At 69.3% G+C, this 24002-nt stretch carries 16 protein-coding genes and 2 pseudogenes; 3 read left to right on the top strand and 15 right to left on the bottom strand.

Translation table 11 applies throughout. From position 1 onward, the window contains the following. Nucleotides 1-9: 9 nt before the first annotated feature. Nucleotides 10-3888, bottom strand: coding sequence for a helix-turn-helix domain-containing protein (locus ACIQVT_RS12090; RefSeq protein ID WP_403751088.1), 3879 nt, complete (start codon nt 3886-3888; stop codon nt 10-12). A gap of 237 nt (nt 3889-4125) precedes the next feature. On the opposite strand from ACIQVT_RS12090, the gene ACIQVT_RS12085 reads away from it, so the two are divergent. Then, entirely contained in the window at nt 4126-4605 is a 480-nt protein-coding gene (locus ACIQVT_RS12085; RefSeq protein ID WP_403751086.1) for a hypothetical protein, read from the top strand. Here the strand turns inward: ACIQVT_RS12085 and ACIQVT_RS12080 are convergent. Together ACIQVT_RS12080 and ACIQVT_RS12075 are read right to left on the bottom strand one after the other, a co-directional pair. Continuing rightward, a complete protein-coding gene (locus ACIQVT_RS12080; protein WP_403751084.1) occupies nt 4593-4787 on the bottom strand; it encodes a hypothetical protein in 195 nt (64 codons plus the stop codon). The genes ACIQVT_RS12085 and ACIQVT_RS12080 overlap by 13 nt on opposite strands. A 237-nt stretch (nt 4788-5024) precedes the next feature. Then, entirely contained in the window at nt 5025-5612 is a 588-nt protein-coding gene (locus ACIQVT_RS12075; protein ID WP_403751082.1) for an ATP-binding protein, read from the bottom strand. Nucleotides 5613-5833: 221 nt separating this feature from the next. On the opposite strand from ACIQVT_RS12075, the pseudogene ACIQVT_RS12070 reads away from it, so the two are divergent. Beyond that, a pseudogene (locus ACIQVT_RS12070) lies at nt 5834-6692 on the top strand (IS5 family transposase). Here ACIQVT_RS12070 and ACIQVT_RS12065 read toward each other — a convergent pair. The 5 genes from ACIQVT_RS12065 to ACIQVT_RS12045 all read right to left on the bottom strand — a co-directional run bounded on the left by ACIQVT_RS12065 (nt 6693) and on the right by ACIQVT_RS12045 (nt 12950). Next, the gene (locus ACIQVT_RS12065; protein ID WP_403751080.1) at nt 6693-7166 is read right to left on the bottom strand and encodes a serine dehydratase beta chain; all 474 of its coding nucleotides are present in this window, start codon (nt 7164-7166) and stop codon (nt 6693-6695) included. Further along, a complete protein-coding gene (locus ACIQVT_RS12060; protein WP_403751078.1) occupies nt 7163-8173 on the bottom strand; it encodes a hypothetical protein in 1011 nt (336 codons plus the stop codon). The genes ACIQVT_RS12065 and ACIQVT_RS12060 overlap by 4 nt, the downstream gene beginning before the upstream one ends. Then, a complete protein-coding gene (locus ACIQVT_RS12055) occupies nt 8170-9438 on the bottom strand; it encodes an MFS transporter (protein WP_403751076.1) in 1269 nt (422 codons plus the stop codon). Before ACIQVT_RS12055 ends, ACIQVT_RS12060 begins: the two co-directional genes overlap by 4 nt. 98 nt (nt 9439-9536) lie before the next feature. Beyond that, nucleotides 9537-11087 (bottom strand): alkaline phosphatase family protein, encoded by a 1551-nt coding sequence (locus tag ACIQVT_RS12050; protein ID WP_403751074.1) that lies wholly within the window; start codon nt 11085-11087, stop codon nt 9537-9539. A gap of 261 nt (nt 11088-11348) precedes the next feature. Beyond that, entirely contained in the window at nt 11349-12950 is a 1602-nt protein-coding gene (locus ACIQVT_RS12045) for a S8 family serine peptidase (RefSeq protein WP_403751775.1), read from the bottom strand. Nucleotides 12951-13400: 450 nt separating this feature from the next. On the opposite strand from ACIQVT_RS12045, the gene ACIQVT_RS12040 reads away from it, so the two are divergent. Further along, entirely contained in the window at nt 13401-14384 is a 984-nt protein-coding gene (locus tag ACIQVT_RS12040) for a helix-turn-helix transcriptional regulator (RefSeq protein WP_403751072.1), read from the top strand. Nucleotides 14385-14461: 77 nt separating this feature from the next. Here ACIQVT_RS12040 and ACIQVT_RS12035 read toward each other — a convergent pair. From ACIQVT_RS12035 to ACIQVT_RS12005, 7 genes and pseudogenes are all read right to left on the bottom strand, one after another. Beyond that, a pseudogene (locus tag ACIQVT_RS12035) lies at nt 14462-15220 on the bottom strand (transposase family protein). Nucleotides 15221-15524: 304 nt separating this feature from the next. Continuing rightward, nucleotides 15525-16775, bottom strand: a complete 1251-nt coding sequence (locus ACIQVT_RS12030) for a peptidase S8 (RefSeq protein ID WP_403751070.1) — start codon at nt 16773-16775, stop codon at nt 15525-15527. A 200-nt stretch (nt 16776-16975) separates the two neighbouring features. Next, on the bottom strand, nt 16976-17584 hold the full coding sequence (locus tag ACIQVT_RS12025; RefSeq protein WP_403751068.1) for a S1 family peptidase: 609 nt from the start codon (nt 17582-17584) through the stop codon (nt 16976-16978). A 1077-nt stretch (nt 17585-18661) separates the two neighbouring features. Continuing rightward, nucleotides 18662-19479, bottom strand: a protein-coding gene (locus ACIQVT_RS12020; RefSeq protein ID WP_403751066.1) for an IS5 family transposase whose coding sequence is annotated in 2 segments (ribosomal slippage) — nt 18662-19137 and nt 19137-19479 — 819 coding nt in all. Because the reading frame shifts where the segments join, the coding sequence is not laid out codon by codon here. A gap of 346 nt (nt 19480-19825) precedes the next feature. Next, entirely contained in the window at nt 19826-21259 is a 1434-nt protein-coding gene (locus ACIQVT_RS12015; protein ID WP_403751064.1) for an MFS transporter, read from the bottom strand. 110 nt (nt 21260-21369) lie between these two features. Then, nucleotides 21370-23646 carry a heavy metal translocating P-type ATPase gene (locus ACIQVT_RS12010; RefSeq protein ID WP_403751062.1) on the bottom strand — a complete coding sequence of 759 codons (2277 nt, stop codon included), beginning with the start codon at nt 23644-23646 and terminating at the stop codon, nt 21370-21372. A gap of 65 nt (nt 23647-23711) precedes the next feature. After that, nucleotides 23712-23990, bottom strand: a complete 279-nt coding sequence (locus ACIQVT_RS12005) for a heavy-metal-associated domain-containing protein (RefSeq protein ID WP_403751060.1) — start codon at nt 23988-23990, stop codon at nt 23712-23714. Nucleotides 23991-24002 lie beyond the last annotated feature (12 nt).

Genomic DNA, 24002 nt, shown 5'->3' with positions numbered 1-24002 from the left:
AGGCCGCCGTCAGGGGCAGGTGTTGCGGTAGGGCAGGTCCCCTACGTGGCGGCGCCACTGGGCACGGGTGAGGGTGTCCGCGGTGACCGCGCAGATGCGGCGGATGTTCCGCTCGGCGTCCAGCGTCCACAGCCGGGTGGTGCCGTCCAGGCCGCCGCTCGCGAGGGCCCGGCCGCCGGGGGCGAAGACCAGGCTGTCCGTCTCGGCGGTGTGCCCCACGAGCGGATCGCCGATCGCCGTGGCATGGGCCGGGTCGGTCACGTCGTACAGCTTGATCAGCCCGTCGCTGGTGCCCACCGCCAGCCGGGTCCCGGCGGGGTCGAACGCCAGGCCGGTGACGGAGCCGTCGGCGTCGAGCGCGGCGCCCAGCGCAGTGGGGTGGGCCGGGTCGGCGGTGTTCCAGAGGCGTACGGTGCCGTCCACGCTGCCGATAGCCAGCGTGTGGCCGTGTGGGGCGAAGGCCGGCACGTCGCCGACGAAGGACCGGCCGCGGTGGCGCGGGTGCCCCGGGTCGCTCGTGTCCCACAGCAGGATGCGCCGGTCCTCGTCCACGACCGCGAGCCCGCGACCGTCCGGGGCGCGGGCGACCGGACCGGCTCCGGCGTTCCTCTCCAGTACGACGGCCCGCCCCGTCTCCCGGGGGTGCCGGGGGTCGCCCAGGTCCCAGGTACGGATGCGGATCCCGTCGTCCAGGGGTTCTAAGCCGGGTATGCGGCCGTCGCCGTCCCCGATGCCCGACCCGATGGCCTGGGCGCTATTGCTCGTCTCCTCGTAGGTGACCAGGCCGCGTTTGTCCGGAGAGAAGGCCAGGAGGACCATGCTGTGGTCGCGGGCGGCGGCGAGCTTGCCGAGGGCGCGAGGCCGTGCCGGGTCGGTCGCGTCGTAGATCCGTATCTCGCCGTCGGGCGTGGTGACGGCGAGCAGGTGCCCGTGCGGGGCGAACTGCCCGGCGGTGCCGGGAAGCGTGACGGGCAGCGGCCGGGGGCCGCCGGGATCGGTGATGTCCCACAGCCGCACCGGCCCGCCCTCGGCGCAGGCCGTCGCCATGGTCCGCGCGTCCGGGGAGAATCCAGTGGTGCCGGTCCCGCACCCGAGCAGAACCCCCGGCGGAAGGTTCCAGATCCGCAGCACCCCGTCCTCGGTGATCAGGCTGCGCCCGTCGGGGGCGAACACCGGAGTGATGCCTGCCGACGAGCGCTGCCCCAGCACCTGTCCTAGTCGCGTGGGCAGCTCGAAGGCATCGATGTTCCAGAGCTGGACGCCGTTGTCCCCGCTGATCGCGACGATCCGGCCGTCGGGGCTGTAGGCCACCGCCTGGGCCTCGGTGGCGTCGGACGTGCCGAGCACGAAGCCGGAGGCAGTGGGCCGGTCCGGCCTGTGGACGTCCCACAGCGGCACCTGGCCGGTCCCCGCCCCGTTCGTGGCGAGATACCGTCCGTTGGGGCTGAAGGAAAGGATGGTCTCGTTGTCCGTGCGGGTGTGCAGCACCCCGAGGGCGGGCGGGCTTCCCCGGTGCGAGGTGCCCCACAGACGGACCGTGCCTCCTTGGGTGTCGGCGGTGGCCAAGACCTTGCGGTCGGGGCTGAACGCGGACAGGTCCCCGGGCAGGGACCGGGCCAGCCGATCCGGCTTCCGGAGATCGGTGACGTCCCACAGGGCGATGCTGCCCGTACCGACCGCGAGCAGGTGACCGTCGTTCCCGAACGCCAGCGACGACACGTCGAAACCGTCGTCGGGCACCGGAACGGAGCCGAGCGGCGCGGGGTGCGCGGGATCGGAGACGTCCCACAGCCGTACGCCGATGCCGGGGCCCCCTGCGGCCAGCACCCGCCCGTCGGGAGTCATGCCGACCACGCTGCCCGGCAGGGTCCGGCCCACGCGCCGTGGGTGCGTGAAGCGGGCGGTGTCCCACAGCCTCACGTTCCCGTCCTCGCCGACGACGGCCATGACGCGCTGCCGCCTGTCGTATGCCAGCCGCCGGCCGCCCCCGAGCCCGGAGATCACTCCGGTGCTCACCCGGCCCTGCTCCGGCACGTCCCTGAACAGCGCCGAGTTCGCCGCCTGCACCAGGCTCGTGTACGCCCGCGCGCTCCCGCGCATCCGGTACGACGTGACGTCCAGCAGCGCCGCCAGCGCCACGTCCTGGGTCTGGGCGGGCACCTCGTCCCCCCGTAACCGGTCCGCCTCCGCCGTGATCTGCCGGGCCACCGCCGTGATCCGCTCGCTGTTCGCCGCCGCCCGCTGTTTCACGGCCATGCCCGCGGCCGCGAGGGCGACGAGGAGCAGTGCGGTCAACGCGGCGACGAGCGCGCGCAGGCGCCGGGTGGTGCGGGCGGCGGCTCTGCGTTCCCGGGCCCGGGCGTCGAGGCTCGCGGTGAGGAACTCCGCCTCGGCGGCGTTCAGCGCCCGGCGCCGACCGGGGTCGGCGAACGCCTCCTCGGCGGCGGCCAGCCGGGTGCCCCGGTACAGCGCGCCCGGGTCCCAGTCCAGCGCCTCCCATGCGGTCGCGGCCTCGGTGAGCCGGCGGTGGGTGCGCAGCTGCTCGCGGTCGGCGTCGACCCAGGCGCGCAGCCGGGGCCAGCCGGTGATGAGGGCCTCGTGGGCGAGGTCGATGGTGTCCTCGTCGAGGGTGAGCAGCCGGGCCCGGACGAGGCGTTCCAGGACGGCGGTGCCCGCTCCATGCCCGTCGGCGGCGAGTTCGGCCCGGGCGACGGGCCGGCGGGTGTCCGGCGCGCCGTCGCCGGGGGTGATCAGCCGCAGTAGGACGCGGCGCACGGTGTCCACCTGGTCGCCGGTGAGGCCGCCGAGGACGTCCTCGGCGGTGCGGGCGACGGCTCCGTGCAGGCCGCCGCTGGCGTCGTAGGCGGCCGTGGTCAGGGTGCGGCCCTTGCGGCGGCGCCAGGTCTCCAGCAGCGCGTGGGACATCAGCGGCAGCCCGCCGGGTTCACCGGCGACCTCCTCGACGATCCGGGTGGTCAGGGCCTGTTCCACGATGAGGCCGCTCGCCATGGCCGGTCTGACGATCGCCGCGCGCAGTTCCTCGGGGCTCATCGGGCCGACCAGCAGACCGGCCGTGCCGAGGGCGCGGGCGAGGCCGTCGTGGTCGGCGCAGCGGCCGTAGAAGTCGGCCCGTACGGCGAGCACCACGCGGATCCCCGACCCGGGGTCCGGCGCGGTCAGCACCAGGTCGATGAACGCCGTCCGTTCGGTGGGGTCGGCGCAGAGAGTGAAGACCTCCTCGAACTGGTCGACCACGACGACCGTGTCACCCGGGGCGGCCGCGGCCGTGAACGCCGTGGCGTGGGTGCGGGCCGGGTGCGGGCCCGGGGTGAGGATGCGGACGGTGGCCGGGCGCAGCCGGGGGTCGGGCTCCTCACGCAGGGCGGGGATGAGCCCGGCGCGCAGCAGGGAGGACTTGCCGCTGCCGGAGGGGCCGAACACGGCGCCCAGCCGGCGGTCCCGCATCAGGTCCAGCACCTCGGCGACCAGCCGCTCCCGGCCGAAGAAGCGTGCGCTGTCGGACGGTTCGAACCGGGCGAGTCCCTGGTAGGGCGCGTCGGTGTCGTCCTCGTCGGTGGCCGCGCGGGTGGTCTCCTCGGCGGCGGCCTGCCAGCGTCGCTCCCACTCCTCGGTGTCGCCGCCGCACGCGGCCACGTAGGCGAGGGCCACCGGCAGCGAGGGCAGCTGTTCGCCGGCGGCGGCGCGGGACAGGGTCGAGACCGAATAGCCGCAGCCGCGGGCCATGGTCCGGTAAGTGACGCCACCGGCCTCCTGGCGCAGCTTGCGCAGTTCGAAGGCGAAGCGCTCCACCGGACCCCGGCCCGGATCGAGCGGCGTCTCCTGGCGCCCCATCAGCTCCCCCGTCATGCACTGCGTCTGCCCAGCCACCCAAGCAAACTCCGGACCTGTGCACAACGTGGTAATCGGCCGCCGGAGCCGTGCCCCCACAGGGCGATCCGTTTTTGTTTCATGCGGCGGAGGGGACCTGCGCAACAACCTGCGGGGTGCGAAAACTCGGTGGTGTTCGAGCCGGACAGGCCCTCTGGGCAGGCCCGTTCCTTCGAGCGCCACTGTTTGGTGCGTCCGCCCCGCCCAGGGGCGGGCGCCGCGACCGAAAGGACACGCATGTCATCCACGACCGTACGCAACCGGGCGACGCTCGCCGTAGCCGCCCTTCTCATGGGCGCCGGCCTGGCCGCCGGCGCCACCCCCGCCGACGCCCAGCCCGCAGCGCACGCCGCTGCGGCCACCGTGGGCTCGGCCTCCCACGCCACCCCGCAGCGGGCGGGCTGGCACCTGATCTGGGGGCCGAAGACCCACTCGGCCACCCACTACTGGTCCACGAGTGACTTCATCCCGGACCGACGCCACCTGGCCGTGAACTTCGGCTGCTGGGGTCACGACGGCGCGAAGCTGAGGGCGGCCATCGTACGGACCAAGGACAAGAAGGTCATGGCGACCAGCGGCTGGGACTACTGCCACGACGCGGCCCAGCGGCGCCTGGACCTCAACAACGCCGCCCCGGGCAACGCGTACTACATGCGCCTGCAGCTGTCCGGCCCGAAGCACTCCATCTGGGCGAAGGCGTACGACTACCACGAGTAGGAGCGCCCGGTCCGCCAGGACGTGAGCCGGCGGAACTCGATCCAGTCGTAGGGGCGGGTGCGGCCGGTCTCGTAGAGGACGCCCACCGTGCGGCGGTCCAGCTGGACGAGGTCGGAATGGCCGGCCGGTCCGAGAGCTTCAGCGGGCCGGTGAGGGTGCGGCCGCCGTCCCGGCTGGTCCACGGGGCCATCTCCGTGCCACGGTGCTCGACCACGTCTCGCGCCGATTGTCGGAGCGTACCGAGGAGATCGCACAGCTGATCTCCGCCGGGAGCGGAAAGCCGCCACTCGGCGCCCAGGAATCGGTCGAGCTTCTCCAGACGCTGCCGCACGGTCGCGTCAGTGCGTGGAACGCATGCGGTGCTTTCAGGCTGAGGGGTTGCTGAAGCACCCCTGGACGCCGAGGCGTTACAGGGCCGACTACAGCAACGGCATCCAGTGCGTGTTCGGCGAACTGGATGCCGTTGCTGGTTCACCGAGCTGAGCGCATATGGGTGGTTTGGTGTTCCCTTCGGGTACGAGGAGCCGGGCGAGCAGCTGTGCTCCTGCCTGGGTGACGGTCCAGCGGGCTGAGTCGCACAGGGTGTCGCTGCCGGGCGTGGTGCTGGTTTGATCGGTGTGTGACTGCAGTGGCAGGACGGCCCAGCAGCGCTTGCCGAAGGTTGTGAGTTCGCTGCCGTGGATCAGGCAGAGTTCTGCGACGAGCGCGAGTCCGCGTCCGGATTCGTCGCAGGGGCCCGCCGCGCGCGGCCGCGGGGTAGTAGTGCTGCCGTCGTGGACCTCGAAGAGGAGAAGGTCGTGTTCCAGAGCGATCGAGGCGGTCAGCCGGCCGCCCGCGTGCAGCACGGCGTTGGTGACGAGCTCCGACACGACCAGTTCCAGGCGCCAGCGCAGGTCCTCGTCGAACGGTACACCCCAGTCTCGAAGTTTTGCCGAAACCCACTGGCGCGCTGCGGGGACTACAGCTGGGGTCGCCTCGGGGGTGAATCGGATCTGAGCTGGGTGCATGGGACGGTATCTCCTCGCAGCATGGGGCGGTGCCCCACTCCTATCGGCTTCAAGGCCGGGGTGGTGGCCATCTGCCGCAGTTGGCGTGAGGTGGCCAGATGCGGTGGGACGGCGCCGCCAACGTGCACCACGGACCGGGCGCTTGCCGGAGGCGGTGAGTGACCGAGGCGCGCGGGAATGCCCCTCCGGCAGCGCGCTATGGATTGGTCAGTTGATCAGATGTGTCCGTCCGATTAGTGATCACCGATGCGATGTGGGACCGGATCGAGCCGCTGATGCCGGCCGATCCGGTCCGTGGGCGGTGATGGGTCGACCACCGCCGCACGCTTGAGGCCATCGCGTGGAAGTACCGCACCAACTCGCCCTGGCGGGACCTGCCCGACGAGCTCGGTTCGTTCCAGGCCGCTCACAAACGGCTGATCAGATGGGCCGTCGACGGCACCTGGGAGATGATCCTCACCGCCGTCCTGGCGGCAGCGGACGCCGTCGACGACCTCGACTGGACAGTGTCGGTGGACTCCACGGTCGTCCGGGCCCACCAGCACGCCGCCGGAGCGCTCAAAAGGGGGCTCAAGGCCGAAATGAGCCGGTCGATCACGCGCTCGGACGCTCCCGCGGCGGGCTGAGCACCAAAGTCCACCTGGCCGCAGACGGCCGCGCACGGCCCCTGACCTTCACCGTCACCGCAGGCCAGGCAGGTGACGCGCCCGTCTTCGAGACGGTGACGTCCCGCATCCGCGTGTCCCGCACTGGCCGGGCAGGCCCCGGACCCGGCCCCCGGCCGTTCCTGGTCGACCGCGCGTATTCCTCGCGTGGCATCCGCAGCCACCTGCGGCGTCGGGGCGTCCGTGCGGTCATCCCACAGCCGTCCGACCAGGTTGGCCACCGCCTGCGGCGAGGCCGACTCGGGGGCCATCCGCCTGGCTTCGACAGCGAAACATACAAACAGCGCAACACCGTCGAGCGGTGCATCGACCGCCTCAAGCAGTGGCGCGGCCTGGCAACACGAACGTCAAGCTCACGATCGCCTACCAGGCCGCACTCCACCTCGCGGGCATCCTCATCTGGACCCGAGGCTGATCAAAGAGATCGAACTAGAGGGTTGCTCGCCGTGCAGGAACCCGCCCCCACCGAAGAGTGAGTCCGCGTGTGCAGGACAAGCCCCTCGTTGTCGCAGACGGTGAAGGTGAGGGCGTTGGGGTGCTGGGGCACGGCGTGTGTGTACAGGACGAAGTCGTAGTCGGCAGAGCGGACGCCCAGCAATGGGACCCGCCGGTCCTGGGCCAGTCGGCGGACTCGTTCGTCGGCCGTCTGCACGTCGACCGTCGCCGGTTCCTCCCCCATCAGTCCGAGGAAGACTGCCTTGTCGGTGCCGTGGCCCGGTCTGGTTGCGCTGAGCGATCCGTACAGCTCGATACGCACGGACTCGACACGGTTGAGAAGTGCCGCCCCGGACAGGGCGGTGGCGAAGCGACGGGCAGCACGCATCGATGCCACGGTGTGGGAGCTGGAAGGCCCTCTACCGACGGTGAAAAGATCGAAAGCGCTGATCACTGGGCCTCCTGGGTAGTCGGGCTGAGGGCGGCGGGGGACTCCGCGTCGGGGATCAGGATGCGGGGTGTGCCTGTGCCGTCGGCCGGGACCTTCCACACATCGGAGCGGCCCCGGCCCCGGCTGATGGCGTAGGCAACGGTCCGCGTGTCCATCCAGGCGGCCTGGTCGTCCACGCTGCGGGTCTCGGCAAGTGCGGTGACGTGGCGGGTGGCCAGGTCCAGGATCGACAGGCGCCAGCCGTGGGCGGGGTCTCCGCCGCGGGCGGACTTGAAGGCGAGGCGGGTGCCGTCGGGAGACAGCGATGGGCACTCGACGTTGTCCATGAGGGCCGTCAGGTGGTGGGTGGCTATGTCACCGAGGATCAGGTAGCGGTGGCCAGCCGTGGACATGGTCGCGTAGAAGTGACGGTCGTCGGCAGTGAAGGTCACACCCCAGAAGTTGAGGTCCCGGGCCCGGTAGGGCTGGCCGTCCACGGTGACCGACCAGTCCTCCAGCGTGGGGATCAGCTCCTGGGTGCGGGTGTCGAGGATGCCGGCGCGGGTGGAGAAGCGTCCGCCGTTGTAGGAGTCGCCCGTGACGAAGACGGTCCAGGCCACCATCCGGCCGCTGGGCGAGACCCTGGCCCGGTTGGGTATCCCGACCAGGGGGATCTCCCGGACTGTCTTCAGGTGCCGATCGAGGACGGCGAGCTGGTAGGTCGTCAGCCCGGCATCCAGGCGCAGGCACAGTCCGGTGCCACCGGCCGCGTACACCCTTGCGCACGACAATGACGAGGCGGTGCGCTTCCCGGCGGGGTCGCCCGCCGATACCGAGATCAAACGGTCCCTGCTGTCCGAGGCGGTGCTGCGCGCCACCAGGCGGGCTCCTGGAGCGAGCGAGACCCGGCCGGTCGCCGCCTGAGCGGACGATCCTGTCCCTCTGGCGACAACGATGGCCACGACCGCCACAAGGGCAAGTGCGGTGACGGCGGCGACCTGGATCGTGATGCGGGTGGTGCGGCCGGTCACGCGGGGGCCTCCTGCTGTGGTCGGCCTGCCAGGACGGCGGCCGTGACGGTGACGGCTGTGACCGCGGTGACCGCAGCGGCCGCGGTTGCCGCGGTGGTTCCCCATGTCGTCCAGGCGAGCCCGAAGGCGGCGGAGGAGAGGAAATAGGCAAGAGCTTGGACGGTCTGCACACAGGCCAGGCCGGTGGTGCGCAGGTCCGCCGGCAGTAGGGGACCGGCCAGGGCCATCAGGACTCCGTCGGTGGCAGCGTAGAACGCGCCATAGCAGCAGAGCACGGCCACGATCACGGCGATACCTGGCAGCGGGCTGCACAGCAGCAGATAGACCGCTACGAGCGCGCCATAGCCGGCGAGCAGCACGGTGCGGCGGCCGTGGCGGTCCGCGAACGCCCCGAGCGGAGCGGCGAGGATCAGGTAGACGAGATTGGTGCCCACCGCCATGAGCGGGAACCAGCCGGTTGTCACGGCCTGACGCCGCAGGAGCAGCAGGTAGACGAAGCCGTCACCGACGGTGGCCAGCCCCAGGAGCCCGGCGGCACAGAGCAGTCGGCGAACGGGGGCGGCGTGTAGCAGGCGGGCGGCGGTCCTCAGGCTGACGGGGGTGGCGGCGGGCTGCTCGTCGCGGCGGTCGCGGGCGAATACGGCTAGGGCCAGCAGCCCGAGGACTGCGACGCAGAAGCTGGTGACGAACAGCGCGTCGAAGGCCGCCGGGCTGGTTGTCCCGACGGCCGCCAGGACGCCGAGCGCGGCCAGCGGCCCCGCGAAGGCGCCCATGCTGTCCATGGCCCGGTGGACACCGAACGCCTGGCCGAGCACCGGTTCAGCGACTGACAAGGTGATGAGCGCGTCACGTGGTGCGCTGCGCAGTCCCTTTCCCGCACGGTCGGCGATGATGACCGCGCCGAGTGCGGGAAGGGAGGATCCGGCGGCCACCAGGCCCAGCTTGGCCAGGGCGGAGATGCCGTAGCCGGCCGCGGCGACCGTCTTGCGCCTGCGGAAGCGATCGGCGGCATACCCTCCGACCAGCCGCAGCAAGGCGGTCGCGCCGGTGTAGAGGCCGTCCATCAGACCATAAGCGGCCGGGCTGAGCTGCAATGTGAGCACGAAGTACAAAGGCAGGACAGCAGTGATCATTTCCGCGGAGACGTCGGTGAGCAGACTCACCGTCCCGAGCGCCAGGACGTTGGCACCCACTGCGCCGGCAGTTGTGCGCGGGCCCCGGCGCGTACCGCCTCTTCTGGATCGGTCGATGGTGGACAGATACACGGCCGGGTTCGCCTCCTCAGGGCGCGGTCGGGAAAAGGGCGCTGGAGGCCGGACCGATGGCAGCGGTTCCGGCCTCCAGCCGATCGGGGTGCTGCTGGTCAGTCTCGGGTGATGGTGAGGTTGTCGAGTTGGGCTTCGAAGAGACTGGGGTTGCCGGCGTCGGCGGCTTCGAGGTGGACGCGGATGGTCTTGCCGGCGAAGGCGGACAGGTCTGCGGTGGCGGTCTGCCACTGTCCAGCGACCTCGCTGGCTGAGCCGGTTTTCTCGAACACCGTGGTGGGCGTGGTGCCGTCAAGGGCACGGATGCGCAGGTAGTCGTCGGTGCCGGAGTTGTCGCCGTTGGTGACGTTGTAGGTGAAGTGCAGGGTCAGCGGGCCGCTGGCGGGCAGGGTGATCTGCGGGGAGAAGATGGTGGTCTGGCCGCCGTCCAGGTCGTTGTCCCCGTATGCCGTGCCGGCCGCCGCGCCGGTGGTCAGTGCGTAGGAGCCGGAGGCTGCTGTCAGCTGTTTGACCTGGTTGCTGTGGGTGGATGTGGTCTGCTGCGGGATGGCCCGCTCGAACGCTCCCGACGTCGCGTTGTCGGTACCGGCAGCATTGACCAGCCAGCCCTTGTCCGACTCGAAGTCATCCGAGAAGACCGCGCTGGTGCCACCGGGGGCGGTCACGGACCAGGTGAAGGAGGCGGACGCCGTGGTGCTGGTGGCGTCCTTGACGGTCACCTTGACCGTGGAGGTACCGGCGGCGGTCGGAGTGCCGGTGACCTGTCCGGTCGCGGAGTCGATCGACAGCCCGGCGGGCAGCCCGGTGGCCGACCAGGAGTAGGGGCCGCTGCCCCCGGAGGCGGACAGCTGCAGCGAGGCCGCCTGGCCGACGCTGCTGCTCCGACCGCCGGGATCGGTGACGGTCAGTGCCGAAGTGGAGGACGTCCAGGCGTCGGTGATGGGGGACTTGCCGGACGCGTTGCCCAGGGCGGGCAGGCCGTACATGTCCTCGATGGTGCGCAGGACGTTGAAGTGATTGATCTGGGTGTTCGACTGATGGCCCGCCTTGACGTGAGCGCCGGCCAAGACGGTGTAGATCTGGTTGACGGAGGTGAAGTTGTCCTCGTCGAAGGTGGCGATCAGCAGGCTGTTGTGCGTCTTGGCCCACTGGACGTACCCGTCGAGATTGTTCTTGACCCAGGCGTCACCGGTGCCCACGGAGCAATCGTGCATGTCATTGCACATGTTCGGAATGACGAACGAGACCGTGGGCAGCTTGCTGTAATCGCTGGGGAACGACGAGTACGGCACGTTGTACGCGGAACCGCTCACCGTGGGGAAGTCCACCCAGGGGGCGTGCTTACGCCGGTAGTCGCCGCTGCTGCAGCCGGTGTACCCGGCGCTCGGAAGTCCCTCGGAGTAGCCCTTGAAGGTGCGGCCGGCGTTGAGGAGTTGTTGTCCGAGGTTGCCGGCCTGGAACGGCTTACTGATGCAGTCGTCGTTGGTGATGCCCTGCTGGGAGCCGGAGAACAGGGAGATGTAGTTCGGTTGGCTGGGGTGGGTGATCCCGAAGGCGTTGGTGAACAGCGTCCCCTGGGAGGCGAGGGAGTTGAGGTAGGGGGCGCTGGAGCCGCCCTTGATGGTCGAGTAGTTCTTGTTCTCGAACATCACGACGACCACATGGTCGAACTGAGGGACGGCCGAGGCGACGGGATCCGCCGAAAAGTTCGTGGGGGAGGGCTGTGGGGACGACGAGAGCAGGCTTGCTCCCGTCAGGAGGGCAAGGGCCGAAGCCCCGGCCACGATTGTTATGCGCAAGCGGCGCATGAGTGCCGACCTCCTGATGAGGGTTGGAAGGGGTGACGAACCGGGTGGTGCCGCACCGCCGCTGGTGCGCTCAGCGTCGCAGCGGCGGAGACCGATGGGCTCTCAGCCTTGGGTGATGGTGAGGTTGTCGAGTTGGGCTTCGAAGAGGCTGGGGTTGCCGGCGTCGGCGGCTTCGAGGTGGACGCGGATGGTCTTGCCGGCGAAGGCGGACAGGTCGGCGGTGGCGGTCTGCCACTGTCCGGCGACCTCGCTGGCTGAGCCGGTTTTCTCGAACACCGTGGTGGGCGTGGTGCCGTCAAGGGCACGGATGCGCAGGTAGTCGTCGGTGCCGGAGTTGTCGCCGTTGGTGACGTTGTAGGTGAAGTGCAGGGTCAGCGGGCCGCTGGCGGGCAGGGTGATCTGCGGGGAGAAGATGGTGGTCTGGCCGCCGTCCAGGTCGTTGTCCCCGTATGCCGTGCCGGCCGCCGCGCCGGTGGTCAGTGCGTAGGAGCCGGAGGCTGCTGTCAGCTGTTTGACCTGGTTGCTGTGGGTGGATGTGGTCTGCTGCGGGATGGCCCGCTCGAACGCTCCCGACGTCGCGTTGTCGGTACCGGCAGCATTGACCAGCCAGCCCTTGTCCGACTCGAAGTCATCCGAGAAGACCGCGCTGCCAGAAGTGGTGGCGCCGGTGTAGAGCAGCCGATTCGGGGTGTTGGTGCCCGCGCCCCCTATCTTGCCGGTCGTGGCGCTGTGGATCAGTGCGGCTTGGACGTCGGCGGGTGCGGCGGTGGGGTGTGCGTTGAGCCAAAGGGCGGCGGCGCCGGTGACGTGCGGGGCCGCCATGGAGGTGCCTGAGATGGTGTTGGTGGCCGTGTCGTTGCTGTTCCACGCGGAGGTGATGGATGTGCCGGGCGCGAAGAGATCTGTGCACGGCCCGTAGTTGGAGCTGGAGCGTCGGGTATCGGTTGAGTCGGAGTTGTTGACCACTATCGCGGTGTCGATGTCCCCCGGGGAGTTCTTGCAGGCGTCTGTTCCGCCGTTGCCAGAGGAGACGACCCAGGTGATGCCGGAGGTGATGGACTTCTTGATCGCCGCGTCCTCGCTGCTGCTCGCCGGGCCATTGATGCTCATGTTGACCACGGCGGGTTTGGTCGCGTGCGCGGTGATCCAGTCCGCTGCGGCGATGATCGCGGAGGTGCTTGCGCTGTCGTTGCAGTTGGTCACGCGGACGGCGACGAGTTTGACGCCCTTGGCCACCCCGTAGTCCTTGCCACCCACCGTCCCGGCCACATGGGTGCCGTGGCCCAGGCAGTCCTGCCCGTTGCGGCCGTCGCCGACCTCGTCCACACCGATGCTCGCCCGGCCCTGGAACTGGGTGTGGGTGGTGCGCAGGCCGCTGTCGACGAGGTACACGGTGACGTTGCTCGCCGTGGTCTCGTAGGTGTAGCCGTGGTCGAGGGGCAGGCTGCGTTGGTCGATGCGGTCCAGGCCCCAGGACGGGGGGTCGGTCTGGGTGGTGGAGCTGTGCTGCACGGCGTCTTGCTCCACGTAGGCCACGGCCGGGTCGGCGGCGGTCAGGCGCGCCTCCTCTGCGGTCATCTCGGCTGCATACCCGTGCAGCGCCGTGGTGTAGGTGTGCCGGATCCTCCCGCCGTGTGCTCGGGTGAGCCGTGCTGCCTCCTCCCGTGCCCCAGCTGCGGGGCCGGCCGTGTCCTTGAGAACCACGATGTACCGGTCGGCGAGGGCTCCAGCCACGAGCCGGACCCCGCCTCCCGCAGAGGATGCCGGCGCTGCGTAGGAGGGCTGCACGGCGAGGGCGGTAAGGGCGGCGGCTGCAAGAGCAGCCAGGGCAGGTCTGCGGGCACGTGGGCGCACGTCGGCTCCAGAAGAAAGGGGGAGGCTGGGCCCCGGCGGTGTTCCGGGCTTGCCCTGGTGTACTCCCTGGCGCGCGGCCGTGGTGGCGACCTGTTGCCAGCGGCCACAAGTAGACAGGCGAGGCAAGCAGAATCCAGGAACCTACAGCGCGCGGAGACCGGTGCGGATCTCCTCGTCCCGGACCTGTTCGGACACAGCCCGTCCGTGCCACCATCTCGGTCGGAACCATCGCGTCCGGATCGCCGGAATCCCGCCCGCTTTCAAGCAGCCACGTCCGCCCTCGGTGTGAAGGACCCCCCCATGAGCGACGACGACCTGCTGGCGCATCTGCACTGTCTCGGGTTGGCAGCCCGAGAGGCCGGACTCTACTTGGCGATGCTGCGCACCGGTCGTACTGCCGCAGTGGAGTTGGCTGAACACCTCGGCTGGAAGCCTGATGAGGCCGAGCAGTCCCTGGGCCGCCTCGTCGACCTGGGCCTGGCCGCAGCCTGCGCGCCGGACCGATCCCAAGCCGTCCCGGTGGATCCCACCATCGCCCTAGACCACCTGTCCCACACCAGGGCGGCGGAACTGCACAAGGCCCAGACCTCCGCGGCCAATGCCTACCGCGACTACCGGCGCTCGGTATGCCCGCAGGCCACCGACGACCTCATCGAGGTGGTCACCGACGCCCAGATCATCGATCGGATCCGGCACGCCGAGAGGACGGTGGAATCGCAGGTTCTGCGTTTCGACTCCCCGCCCTACCACATCCCAGCTGGCGCCAACCCGGTCGAGGTGGAGAACCTGCAACTAGGCGTCGAATACCGGGTCGTTTACTCCAAGTCCGCCGTGCAGAACCACGCCTACTACGCCGCCAACATCCAAGCCTGTATCTCCGCAGGTGAGCAGGCCCGAGTGCTGCCCACCGTCCCTGTCAAGCTCACCATTTTCGACCGGCGGCTGGCGATCGTCTCGATGTCTTTCGTCGAGGCCGAGGTCAACAACTCCCTGCTCCTGGTGCGCCCCTCAAGCCTGCTGTCCGCGCTCACCGGACTCTTCGAGACCTCTTGGCGCTCGGCGTTCCCCATGCACTTCAGCGACCGTGTCCCGCCCGCGCTGCGTCCCATCCACGTCCGGATGCTGGAACTGCTCGGCGCCGGCGTCACCGACGAAACCATCGCGGAACTGCTCGGCATCAGCCGCCGCACCCTGTCCCGCAACCTCGAACAACTCAACCAGCGAGCCGGCACCGTCACCCGGTTCCAACTCGCCCTGCACGCCGTGCGTAGTGGATGGATCTGACTCTGTGCCACGCTCATTTCGTCACACCATGACAGTCAGCGCATGGAGGGATCATGGAGCCTTTTCCATCCTCACTCTTAGCTGGTCAGATGGAGGGTGAGGACGGCCTGGCCGGGGCTGGTGATCCGGTTGGTCGAGCACCGTAGTTTGCGCAGGAGCCGTCAGGACTTGAGGGTGGCGACGGGCTGCTCGAGAGGGCCCGGATCTTCGCGTGGGACCGGTTGACCGCCTGCTGGCCTGCGGAGAGGGCCTCCCACCGTCCCCAGCACGGGATGCGGACCGTGCCGCCGGCACCCCGGTAACCCTTATCGGCCCAGCACTTGGTGCCGGCCTCGGCGAGGGCGTCCACGATGCCGTGTTCGCGGGCCGCGCGGATGTCGTGGACGGCACCGGGCAGGGCCGGTGCCGTCCACAGCAGTGGGCCGAAGGGGTCTGCGATGACCTGCACGTTCATCCCGTGCTTCTTGTGTCTGCCGGAGTAGAACGGCCGGTCCGCGGCAATGCGGTCGATCGGCAGGAGCGTGCCGTCCAGGATCACGAACGCCTTCACCGAGGCGGTCCGCACCGCGTCGGTGAAGGCTGGGGGCGAGAGTGGCCAGGAGTTCGACAACCTCGGTGACATAGCGGTAGGCCGTCGTGGTTGCGACGCCGAACCCGGCCGAGAGCTGGGCATACGTGTGCCCCACCCGCAGATGGGCGAGTGTGAGCAAAGCCTGACGGCCAGCGCTCAGGCACCGCCAACGGGAACCGATCGTACGGCGGTGCCGTCGCAACTGCTGCGTGAGGAAGCGGAGGGCAGAGCTGGACACGTCGACACCCGACGGGTAGACAAGCACGTGAAGCCTCTGGCGAAGACGGTTCTCTTGGTCGAAAACCCATCTACCAGGGGCTTCACCACGTTGTCAGCCCAACCGCCATGCGCACGAACCAAGTTGGAAAAGGCTCATGGAACGAAAGAACTCTGCGGTGGACGAGGCCTCATCTACGCGGCCTGGAACGCGGGCCTGCCGCGGGCGGCGTCAGGACGGAACGCCTGCTCGATGACGCCCGGCGATCATCGCTGCGCGTCAGCCCTCTGCCAGGCACACGTAGACGTGCTGCGGGTGGTGAGGAGGTGCCACCCGCAGCACGAGATGCCGGTCAGTTGTGGAAGGCGGCCGTCCCGTTCGGCGTTCCGAGGCCTGTCGGGCCGTCATAACCGTGCTCTGCCGTGCAGAAGTAGGCCGGAGAGCAGGTGCCGTTGTTGCCTGCGGTCACGTCGTTGAGCGCGTCGGGGTGGGCGTAGGGGTAGGACGCCGGGTTGGACCCGGCGGTGGGTACACCGGCGTCGGCGTAGACACCCGCTATGACGGGGGTGGCGGCGCTGGTTCCGCCGTAGACGCTCCAGCCGTTCTCCTGGTAGCTGTCATAGACCGCGACGCCGTGTGCCGGGTCGGCCACGGCAGCGACATCGGCGGTCATGCGCTTGGAACACCCCGGGTCCTTCTGCCAGGACGGCTTGGGCTCGTACGCCGAGCAGCCCGAGCCGGTGCCCTCGCTGGTCTTGCTGTTCCAGACGCTCTCGTTCCAGCCGCGGGTACTGGACGCCCTGACCAGTGAGGTTCCGCCGACCGAGGTCACGTACGGGGAACTGGAGGGGTAGCCGACTCCCCAGGAGTAGTTCCAGTCGCCGCTGCCCGCGACCACCGCGACGCCCGGGTGGTTGTAGTACTGCTTGTCGTAGGTCGGGTCGGAGGAGGACCCCTTGAAGATGTAGCTGTTGGAGATGAACTTGGCGCCGAGTGTGACGGCACGGTTGACGGCGGTACCCATCGAGGTCATGGTCCCGCTGGATGCCTCGACGAAGAGGATCTTCGCGCGCGGAGCGATGGCCGAGACCAGGTCCAGGTCCAGTGAGTCCTCGGCGCCCTGATTAGCGCTGGCCGTGGACGGCAGGGGGGAGGTCTGGCCGGAGGAGTTCACCTTCTTGAAGCAGCCGTTGTCGGTCGTGCAGGCGGGCAGCCCGTACTGCTTGCGGTAGGTCGCGAGATCACTCTCGGCGCGCGGGTCATCGTAGGCGTCGATCACCGCGATGGTCTGGCCCGCGCCTCCGTCGGCGGGCAGTTTGTAGGCGCTCTGAAGGTCTGTGGGACCGTAGCCGGACGGGGTTGCGGCGGTGGCGGTGCCGAAGGCGGAGACCCGCTCGTGCGGGTTGTCGACCTTCATGACGTCACAGGACGCCGTCGTGGTGCTGGGCGCGGCACACACCTGATGCCAGGTCAGAGCTGCAGGGACGGGGTGGTTCGGCGTGGCGCCGGCCTTTCCGGACACGGCGAGGGCGGTGACGGCCAGGGTGCCGGCCGTTACGGCGGACAGGAGAACTTGGGGGCGTTTGAGGGTCTGCCTATGCATGGAGTTCTTCCTCTCGGTGAAAGAAGGGACATAGGAACGTGTCAGGCTCATGACAGTCCTTGGGGCCGTCATTCCTGGGACATGGGGGGCGGAGAGGGGCAGGGGATGTTGTACCTGAGGTAGGCATCTTGAAGCTGCGGTCGTCGCAGCCCTTCGTCTGATCCCGGTACTTGCGGGTGCTGAACTTGAACGGGTCCCGTTCAGACGCCGGCCGTCTTCTTGATCCACGACCGGTGCGGGGCGATCTGCGCGTAGGACTTCGTTGTGTCGTCGCCGCGGCTGTCGAGTCCGACCTCCACGCCGTCGTAGAGGGCAGGACCACCCGAGTCGCCCTTCGCCGAGATGTCCGGCCCCTTGACGAGGCAGAGTGCCGGTCCACTCTGCACGTCCGTGCAGTTGGTGCCCTCGACCTTCATGTGACCGGACTTCAGCCGGTCGGAATGACTGCCCCCCTGTGTGGTGTCACCCCAACCCCAGATCTGCACGGTCGAAGTGGTGGCCGGGTTGCTGCTCCCTACGGAGAGGTAGGCGGTGTGGATCGGGGACGACAGGTGGAGCAGGAGCAGGTCACCCTTGGTCGCCGGGTCGGTGTACTTCTTGTCGACCGTGCCCTTGGTACCGCTCTTCAGCTCGGGCTTGCCGACATAGACGACCTCGTTGTCGCCGGAGCAGTGCCCGGCCGTCAGCACCCACTGAGCAGCGATGATCGCCCCGGAGCAGATCCCTCCGTGGCCGTTCTCGGTGTAATGGACATCGGCCGACCACGGCGCGCTGTCGTATTGGCCGCCGATGATGGTGGGTCGAGCCACCTGCGAGGATGAGGCAGCGGCGGCCTGTTGCGCCGAGGCGGCTTGTCCACCGACCGTCAAACTCAACGCGAGAGCGGCTGCGGCGCCGAGCGGCACAGCGATTTTGCTCATGGTCAATCCCTTCGTGGGAGGCATCTGGATTCCTGGAGCGGGGGACGGGCAGCGGAACCTGCCATGCCAAAGTGAGAGGGAAACGCCGGGGAAGCCATGGGGCGAACGCGCTCACCGGCAGGCGATGCGGACTCCTGCCGCCGCTTCATGAGCTGTGGAAGCAGTCGAACCGCATACGACGGTGCTGCAGCGGTCGGTGACCATGGTGACCATCGACCGTGTCACGATGGCTGCGCAGCTGTGTCCGCCACGCGGCAGGCCGGTACAGAAGGTCGTCGGCAAGGTGCCACCGCCAGGATCGTCACTAGATGACTTCCGCTATGTGCTTACACGTCTGCTCCAGGAGGGAGGAACTCGCAAACCCCGGACTGTCCGGGACACACATGGTGTACTCCCCTCCTGACCCCAGTGGTGACGAGAGGCCGCCAATGGCAGAGACGGGCACGCTCTGCGCGGCCTCGCTACGCAGCCGAAGCATGGGAGGACCACTCAGCCTCGGGCCGGCGCCCACCAAGTGACCTGTTTTTTCAGTCACTTGCCCCCCATGTCCAATCGGCCAGAGTCGATGCATGTCAGCAGGTTGCTTGTGCCGCGCTGAGGCGGCGCCGGTGCGGCGGTGGGATCGGCACGTGTGCCGGCATGACGGCCGGTCGCCTGGGCATGGAACAACGTTGCCTCCAGCACCACGAGGCCCAGGGCTTATGGACCGGCGGCGATTGCCGCAGCGACGATCGTCACGTGTCGGCTGTGTCGACTCGCGCACTGCATCACCGTGAACGCACACCGACGGCACATGGGGTTCTTGATTTCCGGTCGGACAGCGACGCGGTAGGCTCGGGGCGGCCGCCGCAGCCAGGCCGGCACGTTGGCGATCGGCTTGGCGGGGCTGTCCTGGCGAAGTCCTTGCACGAGCGGGCACTGCTTGTCGTGTCCCCCGCGCTTTCTGATTCCGCCTAGGACCGTGTCCTACGTGGTGAGGCGGAGCAGTCGCTTGTAGCAGCACAGGGCGGCGGCGAGGCCGAGAAAGGCCAGGTAGTTGCGGGGATCGGGTTCGTAGCGGGGGCTGAGCCGCCGGTAGCCGGACAGCCACGACATGGTGCGCTCGATGACCCAGCGGCGTCGCCCTAATCGCTCGCTGGACTCGATCCCCTTGCGGGCGATGCGCACTCCGATGCGCTTACCGCGCAGCCATCTACGCAGATCAGCGCGGTCATAGGCTTTGTCCGCGTGCAGGCGCTGGGGCTTGAAGTACCGGCCGCGGTGAGGGTCGTGTCTCGTTTGGTGACCCTCCACCATCGGCTTCAGCCCTTCGCTGTCGTGGGTGTTGCCGGCGGAGACGCCGACGAGGAGGGGCAGGCCGTTCGCGTCCGACAGGACGTGCATCTTGGAACCCGGCTTGCCCCGGTCCACGGGGCTCGGACCTGTGTGTTCGCCCCCTTTTTAGCGCGCACGTGGGCAGTGTCGAGGACGATCCGGGTGACGTCGACCAGGCCGGCGTCGTCGAGCCGGTGCAACCCGGCCTCGTGGAGACGGCCCCAGACACCGGCTCTGGACCAGATCAAGAACCGCCGGTGGGCGGTCGACTTCGAGATGCCGAAGCACGGCGGCAACGCACGCCAGGCACACCCGGATACCAGGACGTAGATGATCGCGGCGAAGAGCGTCTCATCAGGCGTGTCCTGCGTTCCGCCGCCCTGCGGCCGCACCTTCGACGGAGGGATCAGCGGCTGCGCGATCTCCCACAACCCGTCCGGAACAATCCAACTCCACATACCCCGCCCCATGCCGAGTTCAACGACGCCTCACCACGTAGGACACGGTCTAAGCGATGCCCGGCAGACGCAGTTGCTCGTTCGGTCCACTCCAGCACCCGCCTGGCCGAGATGAGCAGCCACAGCCCGCAGCAACGCGGCCGTCGCCGTACGCGTCAGCGGATGACCGATCCCTTTGCGGACCAAGGACCACCAGGCCGCTGTCACTTCATACGACGGCCCGCTGTCGGACGGCGTCGGTCGAGGCGTCATCACCGGATCCCTTCTCTCTGCGGCGGCTACGCCGGAGGCGTCCCTGGACCGGCCGTTATCGCCTCCGACTGACTCCTTGTGGCCGCCTTGCGGCGATCACCCGCCGCTAGACCCCGATCTGCTCATCCGTGGCCTGCAACGATTGTCCCGCTGCGATCGCCTTCTCGGTACGCATGGCGAGCAGGGTGACGATGCCGCCGACGGCCGCCATGACCGCAGCACCGAGGAACGCGGCGCTGAACCCGTCCGTCAGAGCGGGAAGGTTGCCCAGCTGGTCGGCGCCCTTGGAGGTGGCCAGCGCGGTCAGGGCCGCAAGGCCGAGCGCGGAACCCACCTGGTAGGTGGTGTTGACGATGCCGGAGGCCAGACCGGCCTGCTCCTGAGGAGCACCGGACATGGCGGCCATCATCGCCGGAATGTAGGCGAGCGACATGCCAAGAGCGGCGACGAGCGAGGCCGGCAGCACATCCACGACGAACGTTCCGGTCGGGCTCACGGCCGACAACCACAGCAGACCGAGCGCGAGGACCAGGAGACCGCCACCGATCAGGGGCTTGGCACCCAGACGCGCAAGCAGTCGCGCGGTGATCGCCGTCATGAACAGCATCAGCAGCCCAGTCATCGGCAACAGCGCGGCACCCGAGGCGAACGCCCCGTAGCCCAGGACCTGCTGGAGGTAAAGGTTGAGGAAGTACCACATCGGGATCCACGCCGCACCGAGTAGCGCCATGGCGAGGTTGGACGAGCCCAGACGCGGCACCCGCCAGATGCCGAGCGGCATCAAAGGCTCCAGCACGGTATTCTGCACCACGAGGAACAAGGCCAGCAAGGCGGCAGCGCCAACGAGTTCGGCAATGGTCTGGGCCGAGCCCCAGCCCGCCTCGGGTGCCCTCACCACGGCGAATACAGCGAGCGCGAGACCTGCGGTGACTGTGACTGCCCCGAGCACGTCGACCGCGCCCCGCCTGGCCTGCACTGCCGGGAGCAGCTTGGTGGCGGCCAGCGTGGCGGCGCCGATCGGGATGTAGATGATGAACACCCAGGGCCAGCTGAGCCATTGGGTGAAGACGCCGCCGAGGAACACGCCTGCGGTGCCGCCGGCCGGTGCTGCCGCACCGTAGAGGGCCATGGCCTTGCCGAGTTCCTTGGGATCGTGCCCGAACAGCATCATCAGCAGTGTCATCGCGGACGGCGCGATGAGCGCGCCCCCCGTGCCCTGGACAGCCCGGCCGATGACCTCCACCCACGCCGTCTGGGCAGCGGCCGCGACGATGGAGCCCGCGATGAGGACGGCCCAGCCCGCCGTGAACACCCTGCGGGCACCGAGTAGGTCGGACAGGCGTCCGCCGAGCAACAGCAGGCCGCCGAAAGCGATGACGTAGGCGTTGAACACCCACTGCAGCTCGCCCTGGGAGAAACCGAGATCCTTCTGCATTTCTGGGAGTGCGACCCCGATGATCGAGGTGTCCATGATGACCATGAACTGGGCGGCGGCGAGCACGACCAGGGCCCACCAGCGCCGTGGGTTGACGGTTGACATTGCTGACCTCTCTCGAACAGACGTAAGGCTGGAAGGGGCGGGAGGGGAGAAATGAGCGGAATCCGGGGCGCTCAGGCGGCCTGGTGCCGCGCTGGTGCGGTGACCGTCCGCTACCGGGCGGCGGCCTGGAAGCGGCGCAGGCGCAGGCTGTTGCCGACCACGAACACCGAGGAGAAGGCCATGGCCGCGCCCGCGATCATCGGGTTGAGGAGTCCGGCCGCGGCGAGGGGCAGGGCGGCGATGTTGTAGGCGAAGGCCCAGAACAGGTTCGACCGGATGGTGCCCAGGGTCTTACGGGCAAGCCGGATGGCGTCCGCGGCGACCCGCAGATCACCTCGGACCAGGGTCAGATCGCCGGCCTCGATGGCCGCGTCCGTACCGGTGCCCATGGCCAGACCGAGGTCGGCCTGCGCCAGAGCGGCCGCGTCGTTGACGCCGTCGCCGACCATGGCGACCGAACGCCCCTCGTTCTGCAGGCGCTTGACGACGTCGACCTTGTCCTGGGGCAGGACCTCGGCAATCACCTGCTCGGGCTCGATGCCCACCTCCGCTGCAACCGCCTCGGCGACGGCCCTGTTGTCACCGGTGAGGAGGATGGGAGTGAGGCCCAGAGTACGCAGGTCAGCGATGGCGTCGGGGCTGGTCTCCTTGACGGCGTCGGCGACTTCCAGGACCGCGCGCGCTTCGCCGTCCCAGGCGACCGCGATGGCCGTGCGCCCGGCGGTCTCAGCTGCGGCCTTGGCGCGCTGCAGTGCGGAGGGCAGGGCGATGGACCATTCGGCGAGCAGTTGCGCGCGGCCGACGAGGACTGCGTGCCCGTCCACGATTCCTTGCACGCCCAAGCCGGGGACGTTGGCGAAGTCCTCCGGGGCGGGCAGCGCACCGACGAGGTCCGTGGCTCCGGCGGCGACGGCCTGGGCGATGGGGTGCTCGGAGGCGTGTTCCAGGGCCCCGGCCAGGCGCAGGACCTCCTTGTCGTCGGTGGTGGAGGCGGTGTGGACGGCCAGCAGGGTCATGCGTCCGGTGGTGACGGTGCCGGTCTTGTCCAGGACGATGGTGTCCACCTTGCGGGTGTTCTCCAGGACTTCGGGGCCCTTGATGAGGATGCCGAGTTGGGCACCGCGGCCGGTGCCGACCATCAGCGCGGTCGGCGTGGCCAGCCCGAGGGCGCAGGGGCAGGCGATGATCAGCACTGCGACGGCGGCTGTGAAAGCTGCCGTGATCCCGGCGCCGTTGCCCAGCCAGAATCCGAGGGTGCCCAGGGCGAGGGCGATGACGACGGGGACGAAGACGGCGGAGATCTTGTCGGCGAGCCGCTGGGCAGCGGCCTTGCCGTTCTGTGCGTCCTCCACCAGCTTGGCCATCCGCGCCAGCTGGGTGTCGGCGCCCACCCGGGTGGTCTCGACAACGAGGCGGCCGCCGGCGTTCATGGTGGCGCCGGTGACGGCGTCCCCGACGCCGACCTCGACGGGTACGGACTCGCCGGTGAGCATCGAGGCGTCAACCGCGGAGGTTCCCTCGACGACTGTGCCGTCGGTGGCGATCTTCTCGCCCGGCCGGACCAGGAAGCGGTCCCCGACCATCAGCTCCCGGACCGGGATCTGCTCTTCCCGGTCCCCACGCAGGACGGTGACGTCCTTGGCGCCCAGCTGAAGCAGAGCCTTCAGCGCGGCGCCGGCCTTGCGCTTGGAGCGAGCCTCGAAGTAGCGGCCGGCCAGGATGAAGGCGGTCACACCGGCGGCCGCCTCGAGATAGATGTTCCCGGCGCCGTCGCTTCGGGCGATCGTGAACTCGAACGGGTGGGTCATGCCGGGCATGCCGGCGGTGCCGAAGAACAGCGCCCACAACGACCACAGGAACGCAGCCGACGTGCCGACCGATATGAGAGTGTCCATGGTGGCCGCGCCATGTCGGGCGTTCGTGAACGCGGCCTTGTGGAAGGGCCACGCTGCATACGTCACCACGGGCGCCGCCAAGGTGAGCGACAGCCACTGCCAGTACTCGAATTGAAGCGTCGGGATCATGGCCATCGAGATGACGGGAAGGGCCAGCAGCACAGCCGTGATCAGCCGCTGCTTGAGCGGTGCCAGCTCGTCGACGGCTGTCTCCTGGTCCGGCCCGCCATCCGCGGAACCGGCCGCGCCGGGCGCGGGCTGCGGCTTCGGTTCACGGGCGGTGTAGCCGGTGGCCTCCACCGTGGCGATCAGGTCCGTGACGGCGACGTTCGAGGCGAAGGCGACCTTCGCCTTCTCGGTGGCGTAGTTGACGGTGGCGGTGACCCCCTCCATCCGGTTCAGCTTCTTCTCGATCCGGGCCGCGCACGAGGCACAGGTCATACCGCCAATGGCGAGTTCGACCTCGGCTGTGTCAGGGGCCGTGGTAGCCATCACTGCTCCTCGGAGGGAAGTACAACAGGGGAGTGGGGGAGGCGGGCCCGGCAGGCCCGCGCAGGTTAGGCCGCGCGGCCGGTGAGCTCGTAGCCGGCCTCGTCGACGACCTTGGCCAGCAGCACGTCGTCGGATTCGCCGGAGGTGGTCACGGAGACCCGGCCGGCGTCGACGTCGACGTCGACCAGCAGGACGCTGTCCAGGGCCCCGATCTCCTTGGTGAGGGTGGCCTTGCAGTGCGCGCACGTCATGCCGGAGACGTTGTAGACGGTGGTGGTGCCCTCGGCGACCTCGACCGTGGCGTTGGTGCTGGAGCAGTTGCCGTCGGGCGTGCAGCAGGACATGGGTTCCTCCTG

The organism is Streptomyces sp. NPDC100445, from assembly GCF_044759735.1.
GTDB lineage: Bacteria > Actinomycetota > Actinomycetes > Streptomycetales > Streptomycetaceae > Streptomyces.
This window is presented reverse-complemented; position numbering and strand designations above follow the sequence as displayed.